Genomic DNA, 21,849 nt, shown 5'->3' with positions numbered 1-21,849 from the left:
GCGCGTCAAGAATTCATAAAGATGCGGGCGACCACGAAACGGCGGGGTCAACGCCGCAGCGGCGGGAGGCAGAAAGCCAGGCGGATCAGTCGCGGACGGCGGCCAGGATGCCGTCGCCCAGCGGCACCAACGCCGGGGTGAGGCGCTCGTCCTCGGCGATCAGGCGCGCCGCCTCGCGCACCGCGACCACCTCGGCGTCGCGGGCAGCCGGGTCACCGGCCCGTCCGCCCAGCGCGGCGCGATGCACCACGATCACGCCACCGGGGCGCAGCAGTCGCACGCCCTCGACGACGTAGTCCGGCTGATCGGCCGGGTCGGCGTCGATGAACACCAAGTCGTAGGACTCGTCGGCGAGCCGGGTGAGCACCTCCTGGGCGCGGCCACCGATCAACCGGGTGCGCGACGGGCCGATGCCGGCTTCGGTGAACGCCTGCTTGGCCAGCCGCAGATATTCGGGCTCGATGTCGATCGTCGTCAAGACGCCGTCGTCGCTCATGCCGGACAACAGCCACAGCCCACTGACGCCCGCGCCGGTGCCCACTTCGGCGATGGCCTTGCCGCCACTGAGCTTGGTCAGCAGGCTCAGCAGCGCGCCGACCGCCGGTGTCACCGCACCGGCGCCGATGTCCACGGCCCGCTCGCGCGCGGCCGCCAACAGCGCGTCTTCCGATATGGAGCTTTCGGCGTGCGCGAAGAGCGATTCGGCCCGGCTGGGCGCTGCCTGGCCGGGGGCTTCTGCGTCGGTGCCGTCCATGCCCGCAGCGTATTCCACTTCGGCGCACAGTCCGACAGGCGCGCCTGAATCAGAACGGGGTGACACGCCCAACACTCCCGCTGCGTTTAATGTCACTGCGCGATGGATATCTCCTGCACAGCGCAGGTTACGTTACGGTTTCTCAGGGTCAGCTCAGATTGTTCATATACCGCACATACTCCGGTACGCGACGGTAGCCCTATGGATCGCGGAGGGCGTTGGACCGGGAATACCGAATGGGAACTACCTGTTGCCGCCAGTGACGAAGTGTCACTGTTTGGCACGCCGGATTCGGAGGACTTGATCATCACCACGCTTCTCAGCCCATCCAGCATGTCTCACGCGCAGGAGCTGCCCGCCGACGAGTGGGTGCAGCCGTCCGACGCGCTGCAAGGGACCGCGGTGTTCGACGCGACTGGCGACAAGGCGGCCATGCCGTCATGGGACGAGTTGGTGCGCCAGCACGCCGACAGGGTGTACCGGCTGGCCTACCGGCTTTCCGGCAATCAGCACGACGCCGAGGACCTCACCCAGGAGACCTTCATCCGGGTCTTCCGGTCCGTGCAGAACTACCAGCCGGGAACGTTCGAAGGGTGGTTGCACCGCATCACCACCAACCTGTTCCTCGACATGGTGCGCCGGCGCTCGCGCATCCGGATGGAGGCGCTGCCCGAGGATTACGAGCGGGTGCCCGCCGACGAGCCGAATCCCGAGCAGATCTACCACGATTCCCGGCTGGGCCCCGACCTGCAGGCCGCGCTCGATTCGCTGCCGCCGGAATTCCGTGCCGCCGTCGTGCTGTGTGACATCGAAGGCCTGTCCTACGAGGAGATCGGTGCCACGCTGGGCGTCAAACTGGGCACGGTGCGCAGCCGCATCCACCGCGGCCGCCAGGCGCTGCGGGACTACCTGGCCGCGCACCCCGACCACGACGCCGTGCGCGCCAAGTCGGCGTAATCACCGACCGCCCACTTAACGTTCGGGCAGCTATTCAGCGGCTTTGCGGCCTTAGCCTCGGTATCGCGCGCTCTCTCGCGCTACATTCGAATAAGGCGGCGATAAGAAATGAATGGCGAGGAGTTGGTGATGCCCGATCGTGGACATGTGTTCCGCCGCGCGTTCTCCTGGCTCCCCACTCAGTTCGCCTCCCAGAGCGACGCGCCCGTCGGCGCACCGCGCCAGTTCGGTTCCACCGAGCACCTGTCCGTCGAAGCGATCGCAGCGTTCGTCGACGGCGAGCTCCGGATGAACGCGCACCTGCGTGCCGCCCACCATCTGTCGTTGTGCGCCCAGTGCGCGGGCGAGGTCGAGGACCAGAGTCGGGCGCGCGCGGCGCTGCGCGATTCGCGCCCCATCCGCATCCCCAGCACGCTGCTCGGCATGTTGGCCGACATTCCCTACGAGTCGCCCGACGATTCCTCCGCGCAGGCATCCGACCGCTTCGCGGACCGTGACGGACGTGAGCGGCGCAAGCGCCGGTAGCGTCCAGCCCGCCCCACACGCGCATTCATGCCGACCGACGGCGCGCCATGGATACTAGGGTGGACACGGACAACGCCGGTGCCGCGCATTTCGCCCGGTAAAGGCGTGTCTCGAGCGCTCAGGCAAATGATCCAAAAGGGATGACGTGACCTCCGACCAAGGCTACGACCAAGCAAAAGACAGCGGCAACCGCTTAGCGCCGCGCCCCGTCTCGCGTCCGCCGGTCGACCCCGCTTCGACTCGGGAGTTCGGTCGTCCCGACGGGCTGCGCGGGTCGTTCGTGGCCGAACGGGTCCGTCCGCAGAAGTACCGGGACCAGGCGGAATTCCGGCCGAGCAACCGACCGGCCGACCCCGTGCTACAGGAGGCTTTCCACCGGCCCGACGGCAGCCCCGACTCGCTGCAGCGCCACCCGGTGGACGCCAACGCGCTGGCCGGGGAGAAAAACGGTGCGGAGCCCGACGAGCGAGACGATCCATGGCGAGACCCGGGGGCCGCGGCAGCGTTGGGCACGCCGGCGGTGGCGCCGTCGCGATCCGGGACCGCGCTCGGCTACGGCGGCAAACTGGGCGTGCGCGACGTGTTGTTCGGCGGCAAGGTATCCTACCTGGCTTTGCTGATTCTGATGGTGATCGCGTTGGTCATCGGCGTGCTCGGCGGTGTGATCGGTCGCAAGACGGCCGAGGTCGCCGAGGCGTTCACCACCTCGAAGGTGACGCTGTCGACCAACGGTAACGGCGAAGGCCCGGCCGGCCGCTTCGCCAAGGTGGCGGCCGCGACGACGGGTGCGGTGGTGACCATCGAGTCCAAGAGCGACCAGGAAGGCATGCAGGGCTCCGGCGTCGTCATAGACGGCCGCGGCTACATCGTCACCAACAACCACGTCATCTCCGAGGCGGCGAACAACCCCAGTCAGTTCAAGACGACGGTGGTGTTCAACGACGGCAAGGAGGTGCCGGCGAATCTGGTGGGCCGCGACCCCAAGACCGACCTGGCCGTGCTCAAGGTCGACAACGTCGACAACCTGTCGGTGGCGCGCCTCGGCGACTCCGACAAGGTGCGGGTGGGCGACGAGGTCCTGGCCGCGGGTGCGCCGCTGGGCCTGCGCAGCACCGTGACGCACGGCATCATCAGCGCGCTGCACCGGCCGGTGCCGTTGTCGGGGGAGGGCTCGGACACCGACACGGTGATCGACGCGCTGCAGACCGACGCCTCGATCAACCACGGAAACTCCGGTGGTCCGCTGATCGATATGGATTCCCAGGTGATCGGCATCGACACGGCGGGTAAGTCGTTGTCCGACAGCGCAAGTGGGCTGGGCTTCGCGATCCCGATCAACGAAGCCAAGCAGGTCGCCGAGACGCTGATCAAGGACGGCAAGATCGTGCACGCGACGCTGGGCGTCAGCACCCGGTCGGTGAGCAATGCGATCGCGTCCGGCGCGCAGGTGGCCAACGTGAAGGCGGGCAGCCCCGCGCAGAAGGGCGGAGTGCTGGAGAACGACGTCGTCGTCAAGGTCGGTAACCGCAAGGTCGCCGACGCCGACGAGTTCGTCGTCGCGGTGCGGCAATTGACCATCGGCCAGGATTCGCCGATCGAAGTCGTCCGTGACGGCCGGCACGTCACGCTGACCGTCAAGCCAGACCCCGACAGCTGATGTTCGGCAGCCTGAGCTGGGAGCACATGCTCGTCCTCGTCGTGGTCGGGCTGGTGGTGCTTGGGCCCGAGCGGCTGCCGGGTGCCATCCGGTGGACGTCCAACGCCTTGCGGCAGGCGCGCGACTACCTCAGCGGTGTGACCAGCCAGCTGCGCGAGGACCTCGGGCCCGAGTTCGACGATCTACGCGTGCCGCTCAGCGAACTGCAGAAACTGCGGGGCATGACACCGCGTGCGGCGCTGACCAAGCATCTGCTGGACGGCGATGACTCCTTCCTGACCGGGGCCTTCGAGAAACCGGCGAATGGCGCCCCGCCGCAGACGCCGCACCCGGCCCCGCCCGCCGCGAACGGCCAGGCGCTGGCGGCCGAACAGCAGGCCGGCGGTCACACGCCGTTCGACACCGACGCGACCTGAGCGCCCCACCAGCCGCCAATAGGGGCGCCGGTTGCGTTAATCAGCGCCGGGTCGGATCGAGCCCCAGCGATACGCCGGCGAGCCCGCGCTTGCGCGACGACAAGCTGTCGGCCACCCCGCGCAGCGCTTTGCCCACCGGCGAATCGGGTGCGCTCAGCACCAGCGGCATGCCGGAATCGCCCGCGGCCACCAGTTCGGGATCCAGCGGGATCTGACCCAGCAGCGGCACGTCGGCACCGACCGCCCGGGAGAGCCGCTCGGCCACCTGCTGGCCACCGCCCTCGCCGAAGACCTGCAGCGTGGAGCCGTCGGGCAGGGTGAGCCCGGACATGTTCTCCACGACGCCGACGAGGCGCTGGCGGGTCTGCAGCGCGATGCTGCCGGCCCGCTCGGCGACCTCGGCCGCGGCCAGCTGTGGCGTGGTCACCACCAGGATCTCCGCGTTCGGGATCAGCTGCGCCACCGAGATGGCTATGTCGCCGGTCCCCGGGGGCAGGTCGAGCAGCAGCACGTCCAGATCGCCCCAGTAGACGTCGGCCAGGAACTGCTGCAGCGCGCGGTGCAGCATGGGGCCGCGCCACACCACCGGGGTGTTGCCCTCGGTGAACTGGGCGATGGAGATGACCCGCACCTCGTGCGCGATCGGCGGCAGGATCATCGACTCGACCTGGGTGGGCCGTTCGGTGGTGCCCATCATCCGGGGGATGGAATGGCCGTGGATATCGGCGTCCAGAACACCGACCGACAGGCCGCGGGCCGCCATCGCCGCGGCCAGGTTGACCGTGACGGTGGACTTGCCGACCCCGCCCTTGCCGGACGCGACGGCGTAGACCCGGGTCAGCGAATTCGGTTGTGCGAACGGGATAACGGGCTCGCGGGCGTCGCCGCGCAACTGCTTGCGTAGCTCGGTGCGCTGCTCGTCGTTCATCACGTCCAGGGTGACCTTCACCGCGCCGGTGCCCGGGACGTCGGCGACCGCCTGACTGACGCGGTCGCTGATCTCGGTTTTCTTCGGGCAGCTGGCGGTGGTCAGGTAGATCGTGACATGCACCGCGCCGTCGGGCTCGGTGTCGATGCTCTTGACCATCCCGAGTTCGGTGATCGGACGCCGCAGTTCGGGGTCGATCACCTTGCCCAGGGCGGTGCGGATAGCCGCGCTCAGGTCGGCTGCTGAATCGGAAGAGTCATGGCGGGACATCACCGCCGAGTGTAGGCGTGCGCGACGGTGCCGTTTTGCGGTGACCCGCTGGGCCGGTCAGGCCGGTCCGGCCCCCGCCTGCTTCGGCTTGGGCGCGCCGGGTGCCACGCCCGACGGGCCGGCGGGCTTGGGCGCCGGTGTCGCCTGCGAGGGTCCGGCGGCCGGAGGTGCCGGCGCCGCGGCCGGGGGCGCCGGCGAGGGCCCGGCGTCCGGGGGCGGCGCGCCGAACGGCGATGGCGCCTGGGGGGCCAATGGCGCCTGGGGGGCGAACGGCGCCTGGGGGGCGGACGGCGGCGGCGGGCCCCCGGGCGGGGTGCCCTGCGAGCTGATGCAGATCACAGTGCAACCGGGAAGCTGGGCCGGCGCCTGCTGGGGTGTGGGCGTCATCCACGGGAACATCGGCGGGGGGCTGACGAGCGCCGGGCTGCTCAAGTCGATCAGCGGGACGCGCGCCAGCGGGTCGTCCAGCGGCAGGCCGTTGATGTTCATCGGCAGGTTCGGGCCGAGCCCTTCGGGGTGCTCGAGGTGCGCGTCGCCCAGCGGCGGCGGCGGTCCGGTCATTGGCGGCAGGTCGACCGGCACCACGCCGGTGGCGTAGGCCGCCGCCCAGCCCAGCACGTTCTGCGCATAGGGCATCGAGTTGTTGTAGCGCAGGATCGCGGTCAGCACCTGCGACTGATCACGCAGGTTGAGCCCGCCGCTGCACAGGTAGCGGGCGGCCGCCAGGGTGGCGTCGAAGATGTTCTGCGGATCCGCCACGCCGTCGCCTTTGCCGTCGGAGGCGTAGCGCGCCCAGGTCCCCGGGAGGAACTGCATCGGTCCCATCGCGCGGGCGTAGGTGACGCGGCTGCCCGCGCTGCTCTGGATGATCGTTTCGTTGCCGGGCAGCGTGCCGTCCAGGGACGGGCCGTAGATCGGGTTGATCGCGGTGCCGCGCGCGTCGACAGCGCCGCCGCCCGCGTGACCCGATTCGATGCGCCCGATGCCAGCCAGCAAATTCCAGCTGACGCCACAGCCCGGGACGGCGACGGCCATCTTCTGTTCCGCGCTGCGGTATGCGGCCAGCGCGATGCTCGGAATGCCCAGTGCACCGGGCGCATTGACGATCATCGCCGGCGGTGGCGCGGACAAGGCGGGCTCGGCGACGTGAAAGGCGGTCGGGCTACGGTCGATCGCGACCACGGCGGGCCCGGTGAGGTCGGGGAAGGTCGGCGAGACCGCGGCCACCGGGGTGACGGCGGCATGCCGCGGCGGCATTCGCACCGGAAGCGAAGGGGCCGCCGCGCTGACCGCCCCCGCGAAGACCAGTGGAGTAATCATTGCTACGCCGAAAATCGGCTTGCGCGTGTTCCGAAGTGCTCGCTGCCGCTCAGTCGCGGCGGCGGGGCTCTCACCCCGGCTTCCCCCAATGCGCACTCGACCGTCCTAGATATGTGAGCTGGGTCCACTTTCTGTTAGCTCGGTGAACCAGATCACCATACATAACTCTTGTGACACGAGTGGCGCAATGGTCCAAACGGTTCTCACCTGGATTTCTTAGCCGTTCGCTCCAGGCCGTCGCCGCCCTGAATCGAGTCGACGTCGCGGGTTTCGGGCTGCAGGTTGGTGAGCAGTTCGCGCAGGTCATCGAGCTCGTGACGCAGGTATTCGCGTGTCACGCCCTCGCCGACGGCGAGCCGCAGCGCGGCCAGTTCGCGCGCCAGGTACTCGGTGTCGGCCTTGGTTTCGGCCGCGCGACGACGGTCTTGCTCCAGCGCGACTCGATCGCGGTTCTCCTGGCGGTTCTGCGCCAACAGGATCAGCGGCGCCGCGTAGGCGGCTTGAGTCGAGAAGGCGAGGTTCAGCAGGATGAACGGATAAGGGTCGAAGCGCGCCGCGACCGCGATGAGGTTGAACGTGATCCACACCACCACCACGACCGACTGAATCAGCAGATAGCGGCCGGTGCCGAAGAAGCGCGCGATCGATTCGGTGATCTGCCCGACGGCCTCGGGGTCCAGCCGCGGTGAATACCTGCGCGACGTCCGCGGGGTGTACAGGCCCCGTGGGGCCGAGGCTTTGCTCACTCGGATCCTCCCAGTCCGTTGATCCGCCCGGCGGCGTCGAACTCCTGCATGTCGACCCGCCAGTCGTGCGGCAGCAGGTGATCGAGCAGGTCGTCCACCGTCACCGCGCCGAGCAGATGATTCTGGTCATCGACCACCGGCCCGCACACGAGGTTGTACGCGGCCAGGTAGCGGGTGACCGCACCGAGCGGGGTCTCCGGTCTCAAAGTCAACAGGTCGCTGTCGACAATCCCACCGACCAGAGCCGCCGGCGGCTCACGCAGCAGTCGCTGCAGGGGAACGCAACCCAGGTAGTGGCCGGTGGGGGTGGCCGTCGGCGGGCGCGCGACGAACACCATGGACGACAGCGCGGTGGTGAGTTCGGGGTCGCGAACCCGCGCCAGCGCCTCGGCGACCGACGTGTCGGGGGTCAGCACCACCGGGTCCGATGTCATCAAGCCGCCGGCGGTGTCGGGGGAGTGGGCGAGGAGCCGGCGCACCGGCTCGGAGTCATCGGGATCCATCCGGGTCAGCAGCATCTCGGCGTCGGTCGGATTCAGCACACCGAGCAGGTCGGCCGCGTCGTCGGGATCCATCTCCTCGAGCACGTCAGCCGAGCGTTCGGTGCCCAGCTGCGACAGCACGTCGGCCTGATCCAATTCGGGCAGCTCCTGCAACACGTCGGCCAGCCGGTCGTCGTCGAGGGCCTTGAGCACCTCGTAGCGCCGTTTGACCGGCAACCCGCGGATGGCATCCGCCACGTCGACCGCCCTGCGGCCCTCGAACTGTTCCAGCAGCTGCGTCACTCCCTGGCCTGGCAACGCCAGCGCCGACGGGGTCAGGCCCTGCACGTTCTGCCAGTCGACGACGTGCACGGGCCCGCGTCGTCCCAGCCGCCTGGGCACGCGGACGGCGACCCTGGTGACCATCCAGTCCCGAGTCCGGGTCTGTTCGATGCCCAGGTCCGTGACGACCACGTCGAGGCCGGCGAGTTCCGGCAGATCGGGGTCCTTCACTTTGACTTGCGAGTCGAGCACCTGGCCTATCGCCAGCACCTCGCCGGGCCGCTGCACGAAATGGCGCAGGGACACGCTGCCGGTGCTCAGCGTCACGGCGTTGGGTTCGATGGAGGCGACCCGCAGGATCGGGATGAAGATACTGCGCCGCGTCGCCAGGTCGACGACCAGCCCGAGCACGCGCGGTTGCTGGCGCACGATGCTGATGCTGATCACGACATCGCGCACTCGGCCGACGGATTCGCCGAGCGGACCCAGCACCAACATCCGCGACAGCCGCGCGATGTACACCCTGTTGACCGATCCCATGGATGTAGAGCCTAGGCAGCCCTCCGCCCGATGGCTGACAAGCCGGGCCCGTCGTCCCGGGTCCGATGCGTGACGACCCGCTGCGCCCGGCTCCGCCGCGCTTGCGATCGTCCCGGGTCCGATGCGTGACGACCCGCTGCGCCCGGCTCCGCCGCGCTTGCGATCGTCCCGGGTCCGATGCGTGACGACCCGCTGCGCCCGGCTCCGCCGCGCTCGCGATCGTCCCGGGTCCGATGCGTGACGACCCGCTGCGCCCGGCTCCGCCGCGCTTGCGATCGTCCCGGGTCTGGATGCGCTAAAGCGAGTGCAGCTTGAAGAGCACGACCACCAAAATCACCACCAGAGTGGCGATTCCGACGACGATGCCGGCCACCGCCATGCCGAATCCGTCCTGGCGAGTCCGCTTGATCTGATCCAGGGCGATCGCGCCCAGCACTATGGCCACGATCGAGCCGATGCCGCACAGCAGGCCGGTGAAGGCCGCGATCAGCGAGGCGATCGCCAGCTTGTTCGTCCCTGGCTGATGGGGTCCCGCGGGTCCGTAGCCGCTCTGGTAATCCGGTGTCGGGTAGTAACCGCCCGGATAGGAGGGGGGACCGTAGGTGGGCGGGCCGCCGTAGGACGGAGGGGGCGGCGGATAGGCCGGGCCGCCGTGGCCGGGCGGCTGCCCGTATCCGGGCGGAGGACCGACGGACGGTGGGTAAGGCGGCGGGTACCCGGACGCGTAGTCGGGGCTCGGCGGCGGATACGGCGGCGCCGATTCGGCGGGCGGCGGCGGTGCGGCGGGCGGCTCCCAGGGCGCGGTCGCGTCCGGCCGGTCGGCGGGCCCGCTGCCGCCGGCGGGCGAGTCGTCCTTCTCGTGGTGGCCGCCCTCGCCGAAGCCGTCTCCGGGAGCTGTCATGGTTTTCAACCTAACCCATCCGCAGGTGACGGGTGCCGCCGCGAATCGGCGCCGGGCTCACCAGATGCCACGCCGGATCCGCGTCTGTTCGGAGCGAAATCCTCCTCTTGGTGGCACCGGGACCGGATTTGCGCCGCCGCGCGAACCATGTTTTCGCAGGTGACGGGAGGTCGACGGATAGGGTGGGGAGGCCCTGAGATGAAACGACGGCCGAGGCGGAGGACAATGAGCGGCGATGAGTAATCCATTCCAGCCTGGGCAGGTTCCCGGCGGCACGCCTCCGGGTGCGGCGGGGCGCCGCGGGCCGGGGCTGCCGACGCCGCCGCGGGGGTGGCCGGTCGGGTCCTATCCCACCTACGCCGAGGCGCAGCGCGCCGTCGACTACCTGTCCGACCAGCAGTTCCCGGTGCAGCAGGTGACCATCGTCGGCGTCGACCTGATGCAGGTTGAACGGGTCACCGGCAGGCTGACGTGGCCCAAGGTGCTGGGCGGCGGCGTGCTGAGCGGGGCGTGGCTCGGGTTGTTCATCGGGCTGGTGCTGGGCTTCTTCAGCCCGAACCCGTGGGGGGCGCTGGTCACCGGTTTGGTCGCCGGTGTCTTCTTCGGGCTGATCACGTCCGCCGTTCCCTATTCGATGGCCCGTGGCACAAGGGATTTCAGCTCGACCATGCAATTGGTAGCCGGGCGCTATGACGTGCTCTGTGATCCGCAAAACGCAGAAAAGGCGCGGGACCTGTTGGCGCGCTTGGCGATTTGAGGCGCGCGAGAGGCATGAATTAGTGGTGAGTCGTCGCGGGCGCGCGCGCCGGATGGGCGCAATCGCGCTGGCGATGGCGATCATCGCCGCGGCGGTCTCGGCGTGCGCTGCCGGGAGCCACGGGCTGATCATCAGCTTCTACACGACGGCCGCCGACGGTGCGACGTTCACCGCGGTAGCCCAGGACTGCACCAAGCAATTCAACGGCCGCTTCGCCATTCAGCAGATCAGCCTGCCCCGGGCCCCCGGCGAGCAGCGTCTGCAACTGGCCCGCCGGCTGACCGGCCACGACCGCACCCTGGACGTGATGTCGCTGGACGTGGTGTGGACGGCCGAGTTCGGCGAGGCGGGCTGGGCGCTGCCGCTGTCCGACGACCCGGAGGGGCGAGCCGAGGCCGACGCCACGGTCGACACCTTGCCTGGCCCGCTGTCGACGGCGCGCTGGCAAGGCAAGCTGTACGGCGCGCCCGTCACCACGAACACCGAATTGCTCTGGTACCGGCCCGATTTGGTGACCCAGCCGCCCCGAACCTGGGACGGCATGGTGTCCGAGGCGGCCCGATTGCACGACGCGGGGCAGCCCAGCTGGATCGGCGTGCAGGCCAACGAGGGTGAAGGCCTGGTGGTCTGGTTCAACACGCTGCTGGTGAGCGGGGGTGGCCAGGTGCTCTCCGATGACGGCCGCCGCGTCAGCCTTACCGACACGCCGGCGCACCGGGCGGCCACCGTCACGGCGCTGCGCATCCTCAAGTCGGTGGCCGTCGCGCCTGGAGCCGATCCGTCGATCAGCCGAACGGACGAGAGCACTGCGCGGTTGGCGCTCGAACAAGGTCGGGCGGCGCTCGCCGTCAACTGGCCATACGCGCTGGCGTCCATGCTGGAGAACGCGGTGAAGGGCGGAGTCCCCTTCCTGCCGCTCAACCGGAATCCGAAGCTGGCCGGCAGCGTCAACGACGCCGGGACATTCGTGCCCGACGACGAGCAGTTCCGTATCGCGTATCAGGCCAGCCAGAAGGTTTTCGGCTTCGCGCCGTATCCCGGTGTGGCACCGGGCCGTCCGGCCAAGGTGACGATCGGCGGGGCGAACCTGGCGGTGGCCAGCACCACCCGTCACCGCGCCGAGGCCTTCGAAGCCGTTCGTTGCCTGCGTAACCTGGCGCATCAGAAATACGTCGCGATCGAGGGCGGCCTGCCCCCGGTGCGCACCTCGCTGTATTCCGATTCGCAGTTCCAGAGCAAGTATCCGATGTACACGATCATCCGCCGGCAGCTCACCGATGCCGCGGTGCGCCCGGCCACGCCCGTCTACCAGGGTGTGGCCATCCGGCTCGCCGCGACGCTGAGCCCGATCGCGCAGATCGACCCCGAGCGGACCGCCGACGAGCTCAGCACCCAGGTGCAGAAGGCGATCGACGGGAAAGGGCTACTGCCGTGACGCGCGCAGGCGATGAAACCCGAACCGCGAGCGCGCCTTCCGCGATGTCACGGTTGCGCGGGCGGACCTCCGACCAGCGGTTGGCGTTTCTCCTCGTCGCGCCGGCCGCGATCCTGATGCTGGCGGTGACGGCGTATCCCATCGGCTATGCCGTGTGGTTGAGCCTGCAGCGCAACAACTTTGCCGTCCCCAATGACACCGCGTTCGTCGGCGTGGCCAACTACGTGACCATCCTGACCGACCGCTACTGGTGGACCGCGCTGGCGGTGACGCTGGGCATCACGGTGGTCTCGGTGTCCCTGGAATTCGTGCTGGGCCTGGCGCTGGCGCTGGCGATGCACTGGACCCTGGTCGCAAAGGGCCTGGTGCGCACCGCGGTGCTGATTCCGTACGGCATCGTCACCGTGGTCGCGTCGTACAGCTGGTATTACGCGTGGACACCGGGCACCGGCTACCTGGCCAACCTGCTGCCACAGGGCAGTGCGCCACTGACCGAACAGATCCCGTCGCTGGCCATCGTCGTCCTCGCCGAGGTCTGGAAAACCACGCCCTTCATGTCGCTGCTGTTGCTGGCCGGTTTGGCGCTGGTCCCAGAAGATTTGCTCAAGGCAGCCCAGGTGGACGGCGCGGGCGCGTGGCGGCGGCTGACCGGAGTGACCCTGCCGATCATCAAGCCCGCGGTGGTGGTCGCCTTGTTGTTCCGGACCCTGGACGCGTTTCGCATCTTCGACAACATCTACGTGATCACCAACGGCGTCAACAACACCGGTTCGGTGTCGATGCTGGGCTACGACAACCTGTTCAAGGGCTTCAACGTCGGGCTCGGCTCGGCGATCAGCGTGCTGATCTTCGTCTGTGTGGGTCTGATCGCGCTGCTGTTCATCAAGGTGTTCGGCGCGGCGGCGCCCGGGGGTGACGTCCATGGCCGCTAACGGGGCGGGCCTGTCGACGGGCGCGCGACGCACCGCGATCTGGGCCGTCATCGACACCCTGGTGGTGGTGTACGCGCTTCTTCCGGTGCTGTGGATCTTCAGTCTGTCACTGAAGCCAAGCTCAACGATCAAGGACGGCAAGCTGATTCCGTCGTCGATATCCTTCGACAACTATCGCGGCATCTTTCGCGGTGACTTCTTCAGTTCGGCGCTGATCAACTCCGTCGGAGTCGGGTTGATCACCACCGTGATCGCGGTGGTGCTCGGTGCGATGGCCGCGTACGCGATCGCCCGGCTGAACTTTCCGGGCAAGCGGTCACTGGTCGGGACCACCCTGTTGATCACCATGTTTCCTGCGATCTCGCTGGTGACGCCGCTGTTCAACATCGAGCGATTCATCGGCTTGTTCGACACCTGGCCCGGCCTGATCCTGCCGTACATCACCTTCGCGCTGCCGCTGGCGATCTACACGCTGTCGGCCTTCTTCCGGGAGATCCCTTGGGATCTGGAGAAGGCGGCGAAAATGGACGGCGCGACACCGGCCCAGGCATTCCGCAAGGTGATCGTGCCGCTCGCGGCGCCCGGCGTGGTGACGGCCGCGATCCTGGTGTTCATCTTCGCCTGGAACGATCTGCTGCTGGCGCTGACCCTGACCGCCACCAAAGCGGCCATCACCGCGCCGGTGGCGATCGTGAACTTCAGCGGCAGTTCGCAGTTCGAGGAGCCGACCGGCTCGATCGCGGCCGGCGCCGTCGTGATCACCGTCCCCATCATCGTTTTTGTTTTAATCTTCCAACGACGAATCGTCGCCGGGTTGACCTCCGGCGCGGTGAAGGGATAGCGCGATGGCCGAGATTGTGCTGGACCATGTCAGCAAGAGTTACCCCGACGGCGCGACGGCGGTGCACGACCTGAACCTCACCATCGCCGACGGGGAATTCCTGATCCTGGTGGGCCCTTCGGGCTGCGGCAAGACCACGACGCTGAACATGATCGCCGGGCTCGAGGACATCTCGTCGGGCGAACTGCGCATCGGCGGCCAACGGGTGAACGAGAAGGCGCCCAAAGACCGCGACATCGCAATGGTGTTCCAGTCTTATGCGCTGTACCCGCACATGACGGTGCGGCAGAACATCGCCTTTCCGCTGACGCTGGCCAAGATGAAGAAGGCCGAGATCGCCCAGAAGGTCGAGGAAACGGCGAAAACCCTTGACCTCACCGAACTTCTGGACCGCAAACCGTCGCAATTGTCGGGCGGGCAGCGGCAACGGGTGGCGATGGGTCGCGCGATCGTGCGCCACCCCAAGGCGTTTCTGATGGACGAGCCGCTGTCGAACCTGGACGCGAAATTGCGGGTCCAGATGCGCGGCGAGATCGCCAGGCTGCAGAAGAGGCTGGGCACCACGACGGTCTACGTCACCCACGACCAGACCGAGGCCATGACGCTGGGCGACCGCGTGGTGGTGATGCATTCCGGTGTTGCGCAACAGATCGGCAGCCCCGACGAGCTCTACGAGCATCCAGCCAACCTGTTCGTCGCCGGATTCATCGGCTCGCCGGCGATGAACTTCTTCCCGGCCACGCTGACGCCCGGCGGGCTCAAACTGCCGTTCGGCGAGGTAATGCTGACACCGGAGGTCCAAGAGGTGATCGGGCAACATCCGGCACCCGCGAACGTCATCGTCGGTGTGCGCCCCGAGCACCTGTCCGATGCCGCACTGATCGACGGTTACCAGCGCATCAGGGCGCTGACGTTCGAGGTGAAGGTCGACCTCGTCGAGTCGCTGGGCGCGGACAAGTACGTCTACTTCTCCACCGCCGCGTGGGCCGCCCACTCGGCCCAGTTGGACGAGCTGGCCGCCGAGTCGAACACTCACGAAAACCAGTTCGTGGCAAGGGTTCCCGCAGAATCGAAGGCGGCCATCGGGCAGTCGATCGAGTTGGCGTTCGACACCGCCAAGCTGGCGGTCTTCGACGCCGACTCGGGCGCGAACCTGACCATCGCGCCGTCGGGGACACCGTGACACAAGACCAAGTACGTGCGCATCTGCGGGCTCACTTCACCGACGCCGAGCCCGATGCGGCGAGCGTGACCTTCCTGGGCACCGAGACCATCGAGGTGCTGCGTTTCCGCGAGCCGGACGGGACGGTGCACTACGTCACCCTGGGCTGCTCGCGTCACCCGATGGCCGAGCCGACGCTGGACGTTGTCGACCCGGTGCGCGGTCCGCGCGCCGAAGTCGTGCTGCGGCTGCGCGATCCCGGTCCGGTCTCCGGCATCGCGCGCAGTCTGGCGATCCTGGCGGCAGCGCCTGCCGTCGACGGTGTGGTGCTGTGCGCCGACGCGCTGGTGGACCTCGGCTCGCCGCTGTGGGCGTCCCCGTCGTCGCGGGTGCCGTTCACCGCTGTCCTGCTGGGCCGCAGCGAGATTGGCGATCTGCCGCTGGAGCCACCCCGCGACCCGGTGCAGTTCCTGTCGGCCACGCCCATCACCGCCACCGAAGCTGCGTGGGTTCGGCTCAAGGGCGCCGAGGCGATGCGTCAAGCGTGGGACAACGACGGCGTCGACGTGCTGGATCCGAATCGCCCTGCCGCACAGCCCGATTGACGCCCGCTAGAGCCAGTTGTTGCGGCGGAACTGGAAGTACAGTCCGACACAGGCGATGGCCATCACGGCCATGATCCCCGGGTAACCCCACGTCCAGTTCAGCTCGGGCATGAAATGGAAGTTCATCCCGTAGATGGCGGCGACCATGGTGGGCACCGCCAAGATACCGGCCCACGCCGCCATCTTGCGCATGTCGTTGTTCTGCTGCATCCCGACCCGGGCCAGCGCCGCCTGGATCAGCGAGTTGAGCATGTCGTCGTAGCTGGCGATCTGGTCGGCGGCCTCGGAGTGATGGTCGGCGACGTCACGCAGATAGCGCCGCACCTCCTTGGAGATCACGTCCTTGTTGTCCATCTGAATTCGATGGAACGCGGCCGACAACGGATTGACGCAGCGGCGCAGTTCGACCACCTCGCGCTTGAGCAGGTAGATTGGCTCGACGTCGATCTTGCTGCCCGGGGCGAACGCCAGCCCCTCGATGCCGTCGATGTCGGACATCATCAAGCTGCTCACCTCGAGGTAGTGGTCCACCACATGGTCGGCGATCGCGTGCATCACCGCGTACGGGCCCAGCCGCATCTGCTCGGCGTCGCCGTCCATCCGCTTGCGCACGTCGGACAGCCCGCCGTGTTCGCCGTGGCGGACCGTGACCACGAAATCCTTGCCGACGAAGACCATGATCTCGCCGGTCTCGACGATTTCGCGGGCCAGCGCCACCGATTCGTGGGGCACGTAGTTGACGGTCTTGAGGACCAGGAACAGGGTGTCGTCGTAGCGCTCCACCTTGGGCCGCTGGTGGGCGCACACCGCGTCTTCCACGGCCAGCGGGTGCAGCCCGAACACGTCGGCCACTTCCTGCATCTCGGACTGGCTGGGTTCGCGCAAGCCGACCCAGACGAAGCCGTCGTGCCCCAGCGTTTCGATCTCGCGCACTTTATCCAGGGCGGCCGCGTAGCCGAGTTTGCCGGGCAACCGGTGGCCGTCGGCGTAGACGCCGCAATCGACCAGCGTCTCCTTGGGCGGTTCGGGGGCCGGGCTCGGCTTGGGCTGCGGTTCATGGGCGAGGGGCCGAAGCGCTTCGGGCAATGCGTCAAATCCCTGGAACACATCCACCTCCCACCGTCCGCAGGTCCGACCGGGCGGTGCTCCATGCTACGCGTCCCGGCTGTTCGGAGCGCGACGGTCAGGTGTCGGGAAAGCCCTGGTAGCGGACCGGGGATCGGCGGGCGAGAGGGGTGCGCTAGTTTCGAGCCGAAACCCGAATCTGCACGAACTTCTCCACAAGGAGTAAATCGACGTGAGCGCAAGTCCTCTCAAGGTCGCCGTCACCGGCGCCGCCGGCCAGATCGGCTACAGCCTGTTGTTCCGCCTGGCGAGTGGCTCGCTGCTGGGCCCCGACCGACCGATCGAGCTGCGTCTCCTCGAGATCGAGCCCGCGCTCAAGGCGCTCGAGGGCGTCGTGATGGAGCTGGACGACTGCGCGTTCCCGTTGCTGTCCAACGTGGAGATCGGAGCGGACGCGAACAAGATCTTCGACGGCGTCAACCTGGCGCTGCTGGTCGGCGCGCGGCCGCGTGGCCCCGGCATGGAGCGCAGCGACCTGCTGGAGGCCAACGGCGCGATCTTCACCGCGCAGGGCAAGGCGCTCAACTCGGTCGCCGCCGACGACGTCCGCATCGGCGTGACCGGCAACCCGGCCAACACCAACGCGCTGATCGCGCTGAGCAACGCCCCCGACATTCCCAAGGAGCGGTTCTCCGCGCTGACCCGCCTGGACCACAACCGGGCGATCTCGCAGCTGGCCAAGAAGACCGGTGCCGCGGTCACCGACATCAAGAAGGTGACGATCTGGGGCAACCACTCGGCCACCCAGTACCCCGATATCTTCCACGCCGAGGTCGGCGGCAAGAACGCCGCCGAGGTGGTCAACGACCAGAACTGGATCGAGAACGACTTCATCCCGACGGTCGCCAAGCGTGGCGCGGCGATCATCGACGCGCGCGGTGCCTCCTCGGCCGCCTCGGCCGCGTCGGCCACGGTCGACGCCGCCCGCTCCTGGCTGCTGGGCAGCCCGGACGGCGACTGGGTGTCGATGGCGGTCTACTCCGACGGGTCCTACGGCGTGCCCGAGGGCATCGTGTCGTCGTTCCCGGTAACCACCAAGGACGGCAACTGGTCGGTCGTGCAGGGGCTGGAGATCGACGAGTTCTCCCGCGGCCGCATCGACAAGACCACCGCCGAGCTGGTCGACGAGCGCGCCGCCGTCACGGAGCTCAAGCTGATCTAGTGGCGATCGCACGCGCGGCGAAGCCGGGCGCAGCGGGTCGCCAGTGAGACCTACTTCACCAATTAGGCCTACTAATGGGTAGTCAGTACCCTGAAGCGCGTGTCCGAATTGCTTGAATCGATACAGACGAATGCCGAGCAGGGCGTGATCACCGACGCGGAGATCTTCGAGGCACATGCAGGCGGCAAGCTCTCCGTAGGCCTGACGTCCCCGTTGGACACCCAGCGCGCTTTGTCGATCGCCTACACCCCCGGCGTGGCACAGGTCAGCCGAGCAATCGCCGCCGACCACGCCCAGGCGGCCCGCTACACGTGGGCGAACCGGCTGGTGGCCGTGGTCAGCGACGGCAGTGCGGTACTGGGCCTCGGCGACATCGGGCCCGCGGCGTCGCTGCCGGTCATGGAAGGCAAGTGCGCGCTGTTCCAGGCATACGGCGGGCTGAACGCCATCCCGATCGTGCTGGACACCAAGGACCCCGACGAGATCGTGGAAACCCTGGTGCGCCTGCGCCCGACGTTCGGCGCCGTCAACCTCGAGGACATCTCGGCGCCGCGCTGCTTCGAGATCGAGCGTCGTCTCATCGAGGCGCTGGACTGCCCGGTGATGCACGACGATCAGCACGGCACGGCAATCGTGGTGCTGGCCGCGCTGATGGGTGCCGGCAAGGTGCTCGGCCGCGACATGGCCTCGCTGAAGGTGGTGGTGTCCGGAGCCGGTGCGGCCGGTATCGCGTGCACCAATCTCCTTATGGTGATGGGCGTTTCGGATATCACCGTGCTCGACTCGCGCGGGATTCTGCACACCGGTCGCGACGACATGAACGACGTCAAGGCGGCTCTGGCGCAGCGCACCAACCCCACCGGTCTGACCGGCAGCCTGGCCGACGCCATTCGGGACGCCGACGTGTTCCTGGGTCTGTCGGGCGGCGTGGTCCCCGAAGAGATGATCGCCACCATGGCGCCCAACGGGATCGTTTTCGCGCTGTCCAACCCCGATCCGGAGATCCACCCGCAGATCGCGGCCAAGTACGCGGCGGTGGTGGCCACCGGCCGCAGCGATTTCCCGAATCAGATCAACAACGTGCTGGCCTTCCCCGGGGTTTTCCGCGGTGCGCTCGAAGCCGGCGCCCGCCGGATCACCGAAAAGATGATGGTCGCGGCGGCCGAGGCGATCTTCTCCGTCGTCAGCGACGACCTCGCCCTTGACCGGATCGTCCCCAGCCCCCTGGACACCCGGGTCGGCGAAGCGGTCGCCTCGGCGGTCGCGCTGGCCACGGAACCTTCGGACACTTCCGTCGCCGGGGGGTGAGAATCGGCAGGCTGGCGGTGCCGCTGCTCGCCGCCGCACTGATCGTCGCCGGTTGTGCGACCGACACCGGCGACCATCGCGCCCGTGCCGAAGTGGTGGTCGGATCCCGGCCTGACGCCGATGCGGCGCTGCTGGCCGGCGTGTACGTCGCCGCCCTGCGGTCCTACGGATTCGGCGCGCGGGCCGCGACCGCGCCCGACCCGAAACCGCAATTGGATTCCGGCGCATTCACCGTCGTTCCCGCGTTCACCGGCCGCACGTTGGAAGCGCTACAGCCCGGCGCGACGGCGATGTCGGACAAAGACGTCTACCGCGCGATGATCGCCGCGCTGCCCGAGGGCGTCGCCGCGGGCGACTACACGACGGCCGCCGAGGACAAGCCCGTGTTGCTGGTGAGTCAGCCGACCGCGAAGGCCTGGGGCGGCAGCGATGTCAGTGCCGACTTGAACACGCTGCCCCGACACTGCGACGGCCTCGTCGTCGGGACGGTCGCGGGTCATCAGGAGCCGTCGACGGTCGGATCCTGCCTGCTTCCCGTGCCGCACGAATTCCCGGATGGCGCAACGATGTTCGCCGCGATCCGGGCGGGACAGCTGACCGTGGGGTGGACGACCACCACCGACCCCGGCACCCCCGCCGACCTGGTGGCGCTGGCCGACGGCAAGCCCGCGCTGATCCGCGCCGAGAACGTGGTGCCGCTGTATCGCCGCAACGCGCTCAGCGAGCGACAGTTGCTGGCGATCAATGAGGTGGCCGGCGTGCTGGACACCGCGGCCCTGGTCGAGATGCGCCGGCAGGTGGCCGCCGGCACCGACCCGCAGGCGGCGGCGGGAGGCTGGCTCGCCGAGCACCCGCTCGGCCGGTGATCGGGCTAGGACTGACGTGCCCCGGCCCGGTTCGCGCGTATCCACGCGCTCATCGACCGGGTCAGCGCTTCGGCAGCAACCGGGTGACGAAGTCCTTGACGCGGCTCATCACGGGCCCGCCCAACAGCCGGTCGTAGTTCGGCCCGGCGACCCGCACCAAGAGGTCCATCGCCTTGACGTCGGGACCGACCAGGATCCGGGGCTTGTTCTTGCGCACGCCGTCGAGGATCAACTGTGCGGCTCGCTGCGGGGTGGTCTTGGCCTGCTGCTCCTCGAACAGGCTGGCCAGCTCGGCATGGTTGAGCCCCTCGACGCCGGTCGCGTTGCGAGCGAAGGCGGTCTTGATGCCGCCCGGGTGGACCGTCGTCACCCGCACCGGGTGGCCGGCGCGGGCCATCTCCTGATGCAGCGCCTCGGTGAATCCCCGGACGGCGAACTTGGCCGAGACGTATGCCGCCTGGCCGGGCGCCGAGAACAGGCCCAGCGCGCTCGAGATGTTGATGACGTGCCCGTCGCCCGAGGCGATCAGGTGCGGCAGGAACGCCTTGGTGCCGTTGACGACGCCCCAGTAGTCGACGTCGATCACCCGTTCGATGTCCTTGAACCGGCTGTCCTGAATGGATCCGATGAACGTGATGCCGGCGTTGTTGTAGATCTGGTTGACCTTGCCGAAGTGCTCGTTCACCGCGTCGGCGTACGCCAGGAAGGCCCCACGCTCGGTGACGTCGAGTCGATCGGACTTGAACGCCGCGCCGATCTCCGTCAGCTGTTCGGCGGTCTGCGCCAGCCCCGCGGTGTCGACGTCGCTGATGGCCACCTTGGCACCGGCCCGGCCCAGCTCGACCGCCAGCGCCTGGCCGATGCCCGAACCCGCGCCGGTGACGACGGCCACCTTGCCGGCGAACGTATCCATGCAAAAACTCCCTCGAATGACCGCTTGACGCTAATCGTTACCAGCGATGGCGGCTACAGCAGTGCGAAATCGTGAATCGGGGACGCTGAGAGATCGCTCACTGCTTGGGCAGCAATCGGCCCATCACCGGCCCGAACAGCTGCTGATAACCCGAACCCGTCAGCCGCACCAGGATGTCCAGGATCTTGGCGTCCGGCCCGACCAGCACCCGCGCCTTCTTCTTGCGCACCGCATCCAGGATGATCTGGGCCGCGCGGTGTGGGGTGGTCTTGGCCAGCCGCTTGTCGAACAATTTGGCCAGCTCCGCCTGGTCGAGACCCTCGGCGGCGGTGGCGTTGCGCGCGATGGCGGTCTTGATGCCACCGGGATGCACCGTGGTCACCGCCACCGGGTGGCCGGCCGCCCCCATCTCCTGTCGCAGCGCCTCGGTGAAGCCGCGCACGGCGAACTTGGCCGAGTTGTAGGCCGCCTGGCCGGGCACCGAGAACAGCCCGAACACGCTGGACACGTTGATGACGTGCCCGTCGCCGGAGGCGATCAGGTGCGGCAGGAACGCCTTGGTTCCGTTGACCACGCCCCAGAAGTCGACGTCCATCACCCGTTCGATGTCCTTGAACTGGCTGATTTCGACGTCACCGGTGAAGGCGATGCCTGCGTTGTTGTAGATCTGGTTGACCTTGCCGAAGTGCTCCTTGACGCCGTCGGCGTAGGCCAGGAACGCCTCGCGCTCGGTCACGTCGAGCCGATCGGACTTGAACGACGCACCGATCGCCTTCAGCTGTTCCTCGGTGTGGGCCAGGCCCTCGAGGTTGACGTCGCTGATGGCCACCTTGGCGCCCGAGCGGGCCAGCTCCAAGGCCAGCGCCTGCCCGATACCCGAACCCGCGCCCGTCACCACCGCGACCTTGCCGGCGAACCCTTGCATGAGCACCCTTCCTTATCGGCACGTTTGCGTCGAGGCTAGC

The 21,849-nt window shown here is 68.3% G+C and carries 22 protein-coding genes and 1 pseudogene; 13 read left to right on the top strand and 10 right to left on the bottom strand.

Annotated features, from left to right (window positions below; translation table 11 throughout):
- Positions 1–85: 85 nt before the first annotated feature.
- Positions 86–754 (bottom strand): O-methyltransferase, encoded by a 669-nt coding sequence (locus tag ACZYVJ_RS08090; RefSeq protein ID WP_463830529.1) that lies wholly within the window; start codon positions 752–754, stop codon positions 86–88.
- Positions 755–955: 201 nt separating this feature from the next.
- Here ACZYVJ_RS08090 and sigE point away from each other — a divergent pair, with 201 nt between their 5' ends.
- The 4 genes from sigE (at position 956) to tatB (ending at position 4,309) form a co-directional block, all read left to right on the top strand.
- Positions 956–1,711, top strand: coding sequence for an RNA polymerase sigma factor SigE (gene sigE, locus ACZYVJ_RS08085; RefSeq protein WP_463830528.1), 756 nt, complete (start codon positions 956–958; stop codon positions 1,709–1,711).
- A 129-nt stretch (positions 1,712–1,840) separates the two neighbouring features.
- On the top strand, positions 1,841–2,236 hold the full coding sequence (rseA, locus tag ACZYVJ_RS08080) for an anti-sigma E factor RseA (RefSeq protein WP_463830527.1): 396 nt from the start codon (positions 1,841–1,843) through the stop codon (positions 2,234–2,236).
- A gap of 145 nt (positions 2,237–2,381) precedes the next feature.
- Complete coding sequence (htrA, locus tag ACZYVJ_RS08075; protein ID WP_463830526.1) at positions 2,382–3,893, top strand: serine protease HtrA; 1,512 nt, start codon at positions 2,382–2,384, stop codon at positions 3,891–3,893.
- A complete protein-coding gene (gene tatB, locus ACZYVJ_RS08070; protein ID WP_463830525.1) occupies positions 3,893–4,309 on the top strand; it encodes a Sec-independent protein translocase protein TatB in 417 nt (138 codons plus the stop codon). Before htrA ends, tatB begins: the two co-directional genes overlap by 1 nt.
- A gap of 40 nt (positions 4,310–4,349) precedes the next feature.
- Here tatB and ACZYVJ_RS08065 read toward each other — a convergent pair whose 3' ends face one another.
- From ACZYVJ_RS08065 to ACZYVJ_RS08040, 6 genes and pseudogenes are all read right to left on the bottom strand, one after another.
- Positions 4,350–5,507 carry an Mrp/NBP35 family ATP-binding protein gene (locus ACZYVJ_RS08065; protein ID WP_463830524.1) on the bottom strand — a complete coding sequence of 386 codons (1,158 nt, stop codon included), beginning with the start codon at positions 5,505–5,507 and terminating at the stop codon, positions 4,350–4,352.
- Between the two features lie 57 nt (positions 5,508–5,564).
- Positions 5,565–6,923, bottom strand: coding sequence for a lytic transglycosylase domain-containing protein (locus ACZYVJ_RS08060; protein WP_463830523.1), 1,359 nt, complete (start codon positions 6,921–6,923; stop codon positions 5,565–5,567).
- Between the two features lie 107 nt (positions 6,924–7,030).
- Positions 7,031–7,573, bottom strand: a complete 543-nt coding sequence (locus ACZYVJ_RS08055) for a DUF1003 domain-containing protein (protein ID WP_463830522.1) — start codon at positions 7,571–7,573, stop codon at positions 7,031–7,033.
- Complete coding sequence (locus ACZYVJ_RS08050) at positions 7,570–8,877, bottom strand: magnesium transporter MgtE N-terminal domain-containing protein (protein WP_463830521.1); 1,308 nt, start codon at positions 8,875–8,877, stop codon at positions 7,570–7,572. The genes ACZYVJ_RS08055 and ACZYVJ_RS08050 overlap by 4 nt, the downstream gene beginning before the upstream one ends.
- 157 nt (positions 8,878–9,034) lie before the next feature.
- Positions 9,035–9,156 (bottom strand): annotated as a pseudogene (locus tag ACZYVJ_RS08045) (hypothetical protein); the annotation flags it as partial.
- A 16-nt stretch (positions 9,157–9,172) separates the two neighbouring features.
- Complete coding sequence (locus ACZYVJ_RS08040) at positions 9,173–9,778, bottom strand: DUF4190 domain-containing protein (protein ID WP_463830520.1); 606 nt, start codon at positions 9,776–9,778, stop codon at positions 9,173–9,175.
- Between the two features lie 235 nt (positions 9,779–10,013).
- Here ACZYVJ_RS08040 and ACZYVJ_RS08035 point away from each other — a divergent pair, with 235 nt between their 5' ends.
- The 6 genes from ACZYVJ_RS08035 to ACZYVJ_RS08010 are packed head-to-tail and all read left to right on the top strand — an operon-like array spanning position 10,014 to position 15,510.
- A complete protein-coding gene (locus ACZYVJ_RS08035) occupies positions 10,014–10,535 on the top strand; it encodes a YflT domain-containing protein (protein WP_463830519.1) in 522 nt (173 codons plus the stop codon).
- A gap of 22 nt (positions 10,536–10,557) precedes the next feature.
- A complete protein-coding gene (locus tag ACZYVJ_RS08030; RefSeq protein WP_463830518.1) occupies positions 10,558–11,970 on the top strand; it encodes an extracellular solute-binding protein in 1,413 nt (470 codons plus the stop codon).
- A 44-nt stretch (positions 11,971–12,014) separates the two neighbouring features.
- Positions 12,015–12,902 carry a carbohydrate ABC transporter permease gene (locus tag ACZYVJ_RS08025; protein ID WP_463830517.1) on the top strand — a complete coding sequence of 296 codons (888 nt, stop codon included), beginning with the start codon at positions 12,015–12,017 and terminating at the stop codon, positions 12,900–12,902.
- Complete coding sequence (locus ACZYVJ_RS08020; protein WP_463830516.1) at positions 12,892–13,743, top strand: carbohydrate ABC transporter permease; 852 nt, start codon at positions 12,892–12,894, stop codon at positions 13,741–13,743. Before ACZYVJ_RS08025 ends, ACZYVJ_RS08020 begins: the two co-directional genes overlap by 11 nt.
- A gap of 4 nt (positions 13,744–13,747) precedes the next feature.
- Positions 13,748–14,926 carry an ABC transporter ATP-binding protein gene (locus tag ACZYVJ_RS08015; RefSeq protein WP_463830515.1) on the top strand — a complete coding sequence of 393 codons (1,179 nt, stop codon included), beginning with the start codon at positions 13,748–13,750 and terminating at the stop codon, positions 14,924–14,926.
- The gene (locus ACZYVJ_RS08010) at positions 14,923–15,510 is read left to right on the top strand and encodes a suppressor of fused domain protein (RefSeq protein WP_463830514.1); all 588 of its coding nucleotides are present in this window, start codon (positions 14,923–14,925) and stop codon (positions 15,508–15,510) included. Before ACZYVJ_RS08015 ends, ACZYVJ_RS08010 begins: the two co-directional genes overlap by 4 nt.
- Positions 15,511–15,516: 6 nt before the next feature.
- Here the strand turns inward: ACZYVJ_RS08010 and corA are convergent, their stop codons facing one another.
- Entirely contained in the window at positions 15,517–16,617 is a 1,101-nt protein-coding gene (corA, locus tag ACZYVJ_RS08005) for a magnesium/cobalt transporter CorA (RefSeq protein ID WP_463830513.1), read from the bottom strand.
- Positions 16,618–16,807: 190 nt separating this feature from the next.
- Between corA and ACZYVJ_RS08000 the strand changes: the two genes are divergently transcribed.
- From ACZYVJ_RS08000 to ACZYVJ_RS07990, 3 genes are all read left to right on the top strand, one after another.
- Complete coding sequence (locus ACZYVJ_RS08000) at positions 16,808–17,797, top strand: malate dehydrogenase (RefSeq protein ID WP_463830512.1); 990 nt, start codon at positions 16,808–16,810, stop codon at positions 17,795–17,797.
- 99 nt (positions 17,798–17,896) lie between these two features.
- Positions 17,897–19,105, top strand: coding sequence for an NAD(P)-dependent malic enzyme (locus ACZYVJ_RS07995; RefSeq protein WP_463830511.1), 1,209 nt, complete (start codon positions 17,897–17,899; stop codon positions 19,103–19,105).
- On the top strand, positions 19,102–19,971 hold the full coding sequence (locus tag ACZYVJ_RS07990; RefSeq protein WP_463830510.1) for a glycine betaine ABC transporter substrate-binding protein: 870 nt from the start codon (positions 19,102–19,104) through the stop codon (positions 19,969–19,971). The genes ACZYVJ_RS07995 and ACZYVJ_RS07990 overlap by 4 nt, the downstream gene beginning before the upstream one ends.
- Before the next feature lie 61 nt (positions 19,972–20,032).
- Here ACZYVJ_RS07990 and ACZYVJ_RS07985 read toward each other — a convergent pair whose 3' ends face one another.
- Together ACZYVJ_RS07985 and ACZYVJ_RS07980 are read right to left on the bottom strand one after the other, a co-directional pair.
- On the bottom strand, positions 20,033–20,884 hold the full coding sequence (locus ACZYVJ_RS07985; RefSeq protein ID WP_463830509.1) for an SDR family NAD(P)-dependent oxidoreductase: 852 nt from the start codon (positions 20,882–20,884) through the stop codon (positions 20,033–20,035).
- 97 nt (positions 20,885–20,981) lie between these two features.
- Complete coding sequence (locus tag ACZYVJ_RS07980; protein ID WP_463830508.1) at positions 20,982–21,809, bottom strand: SDR family NAD(P)-dependent oxidoreductase; 828 nt, start codon at positions 21,807–21,809, stop codon at positions 20,982–20,984.
- Positions 21,810–21,849: the final 40 nt, after the last annotated feature.

Source organism: Mycobacterium sp. IDUB_3, assembly GCF_055419585.1.
This window is presented reverse-complemented; position numbering and strand designations above follow the sequence as displayed.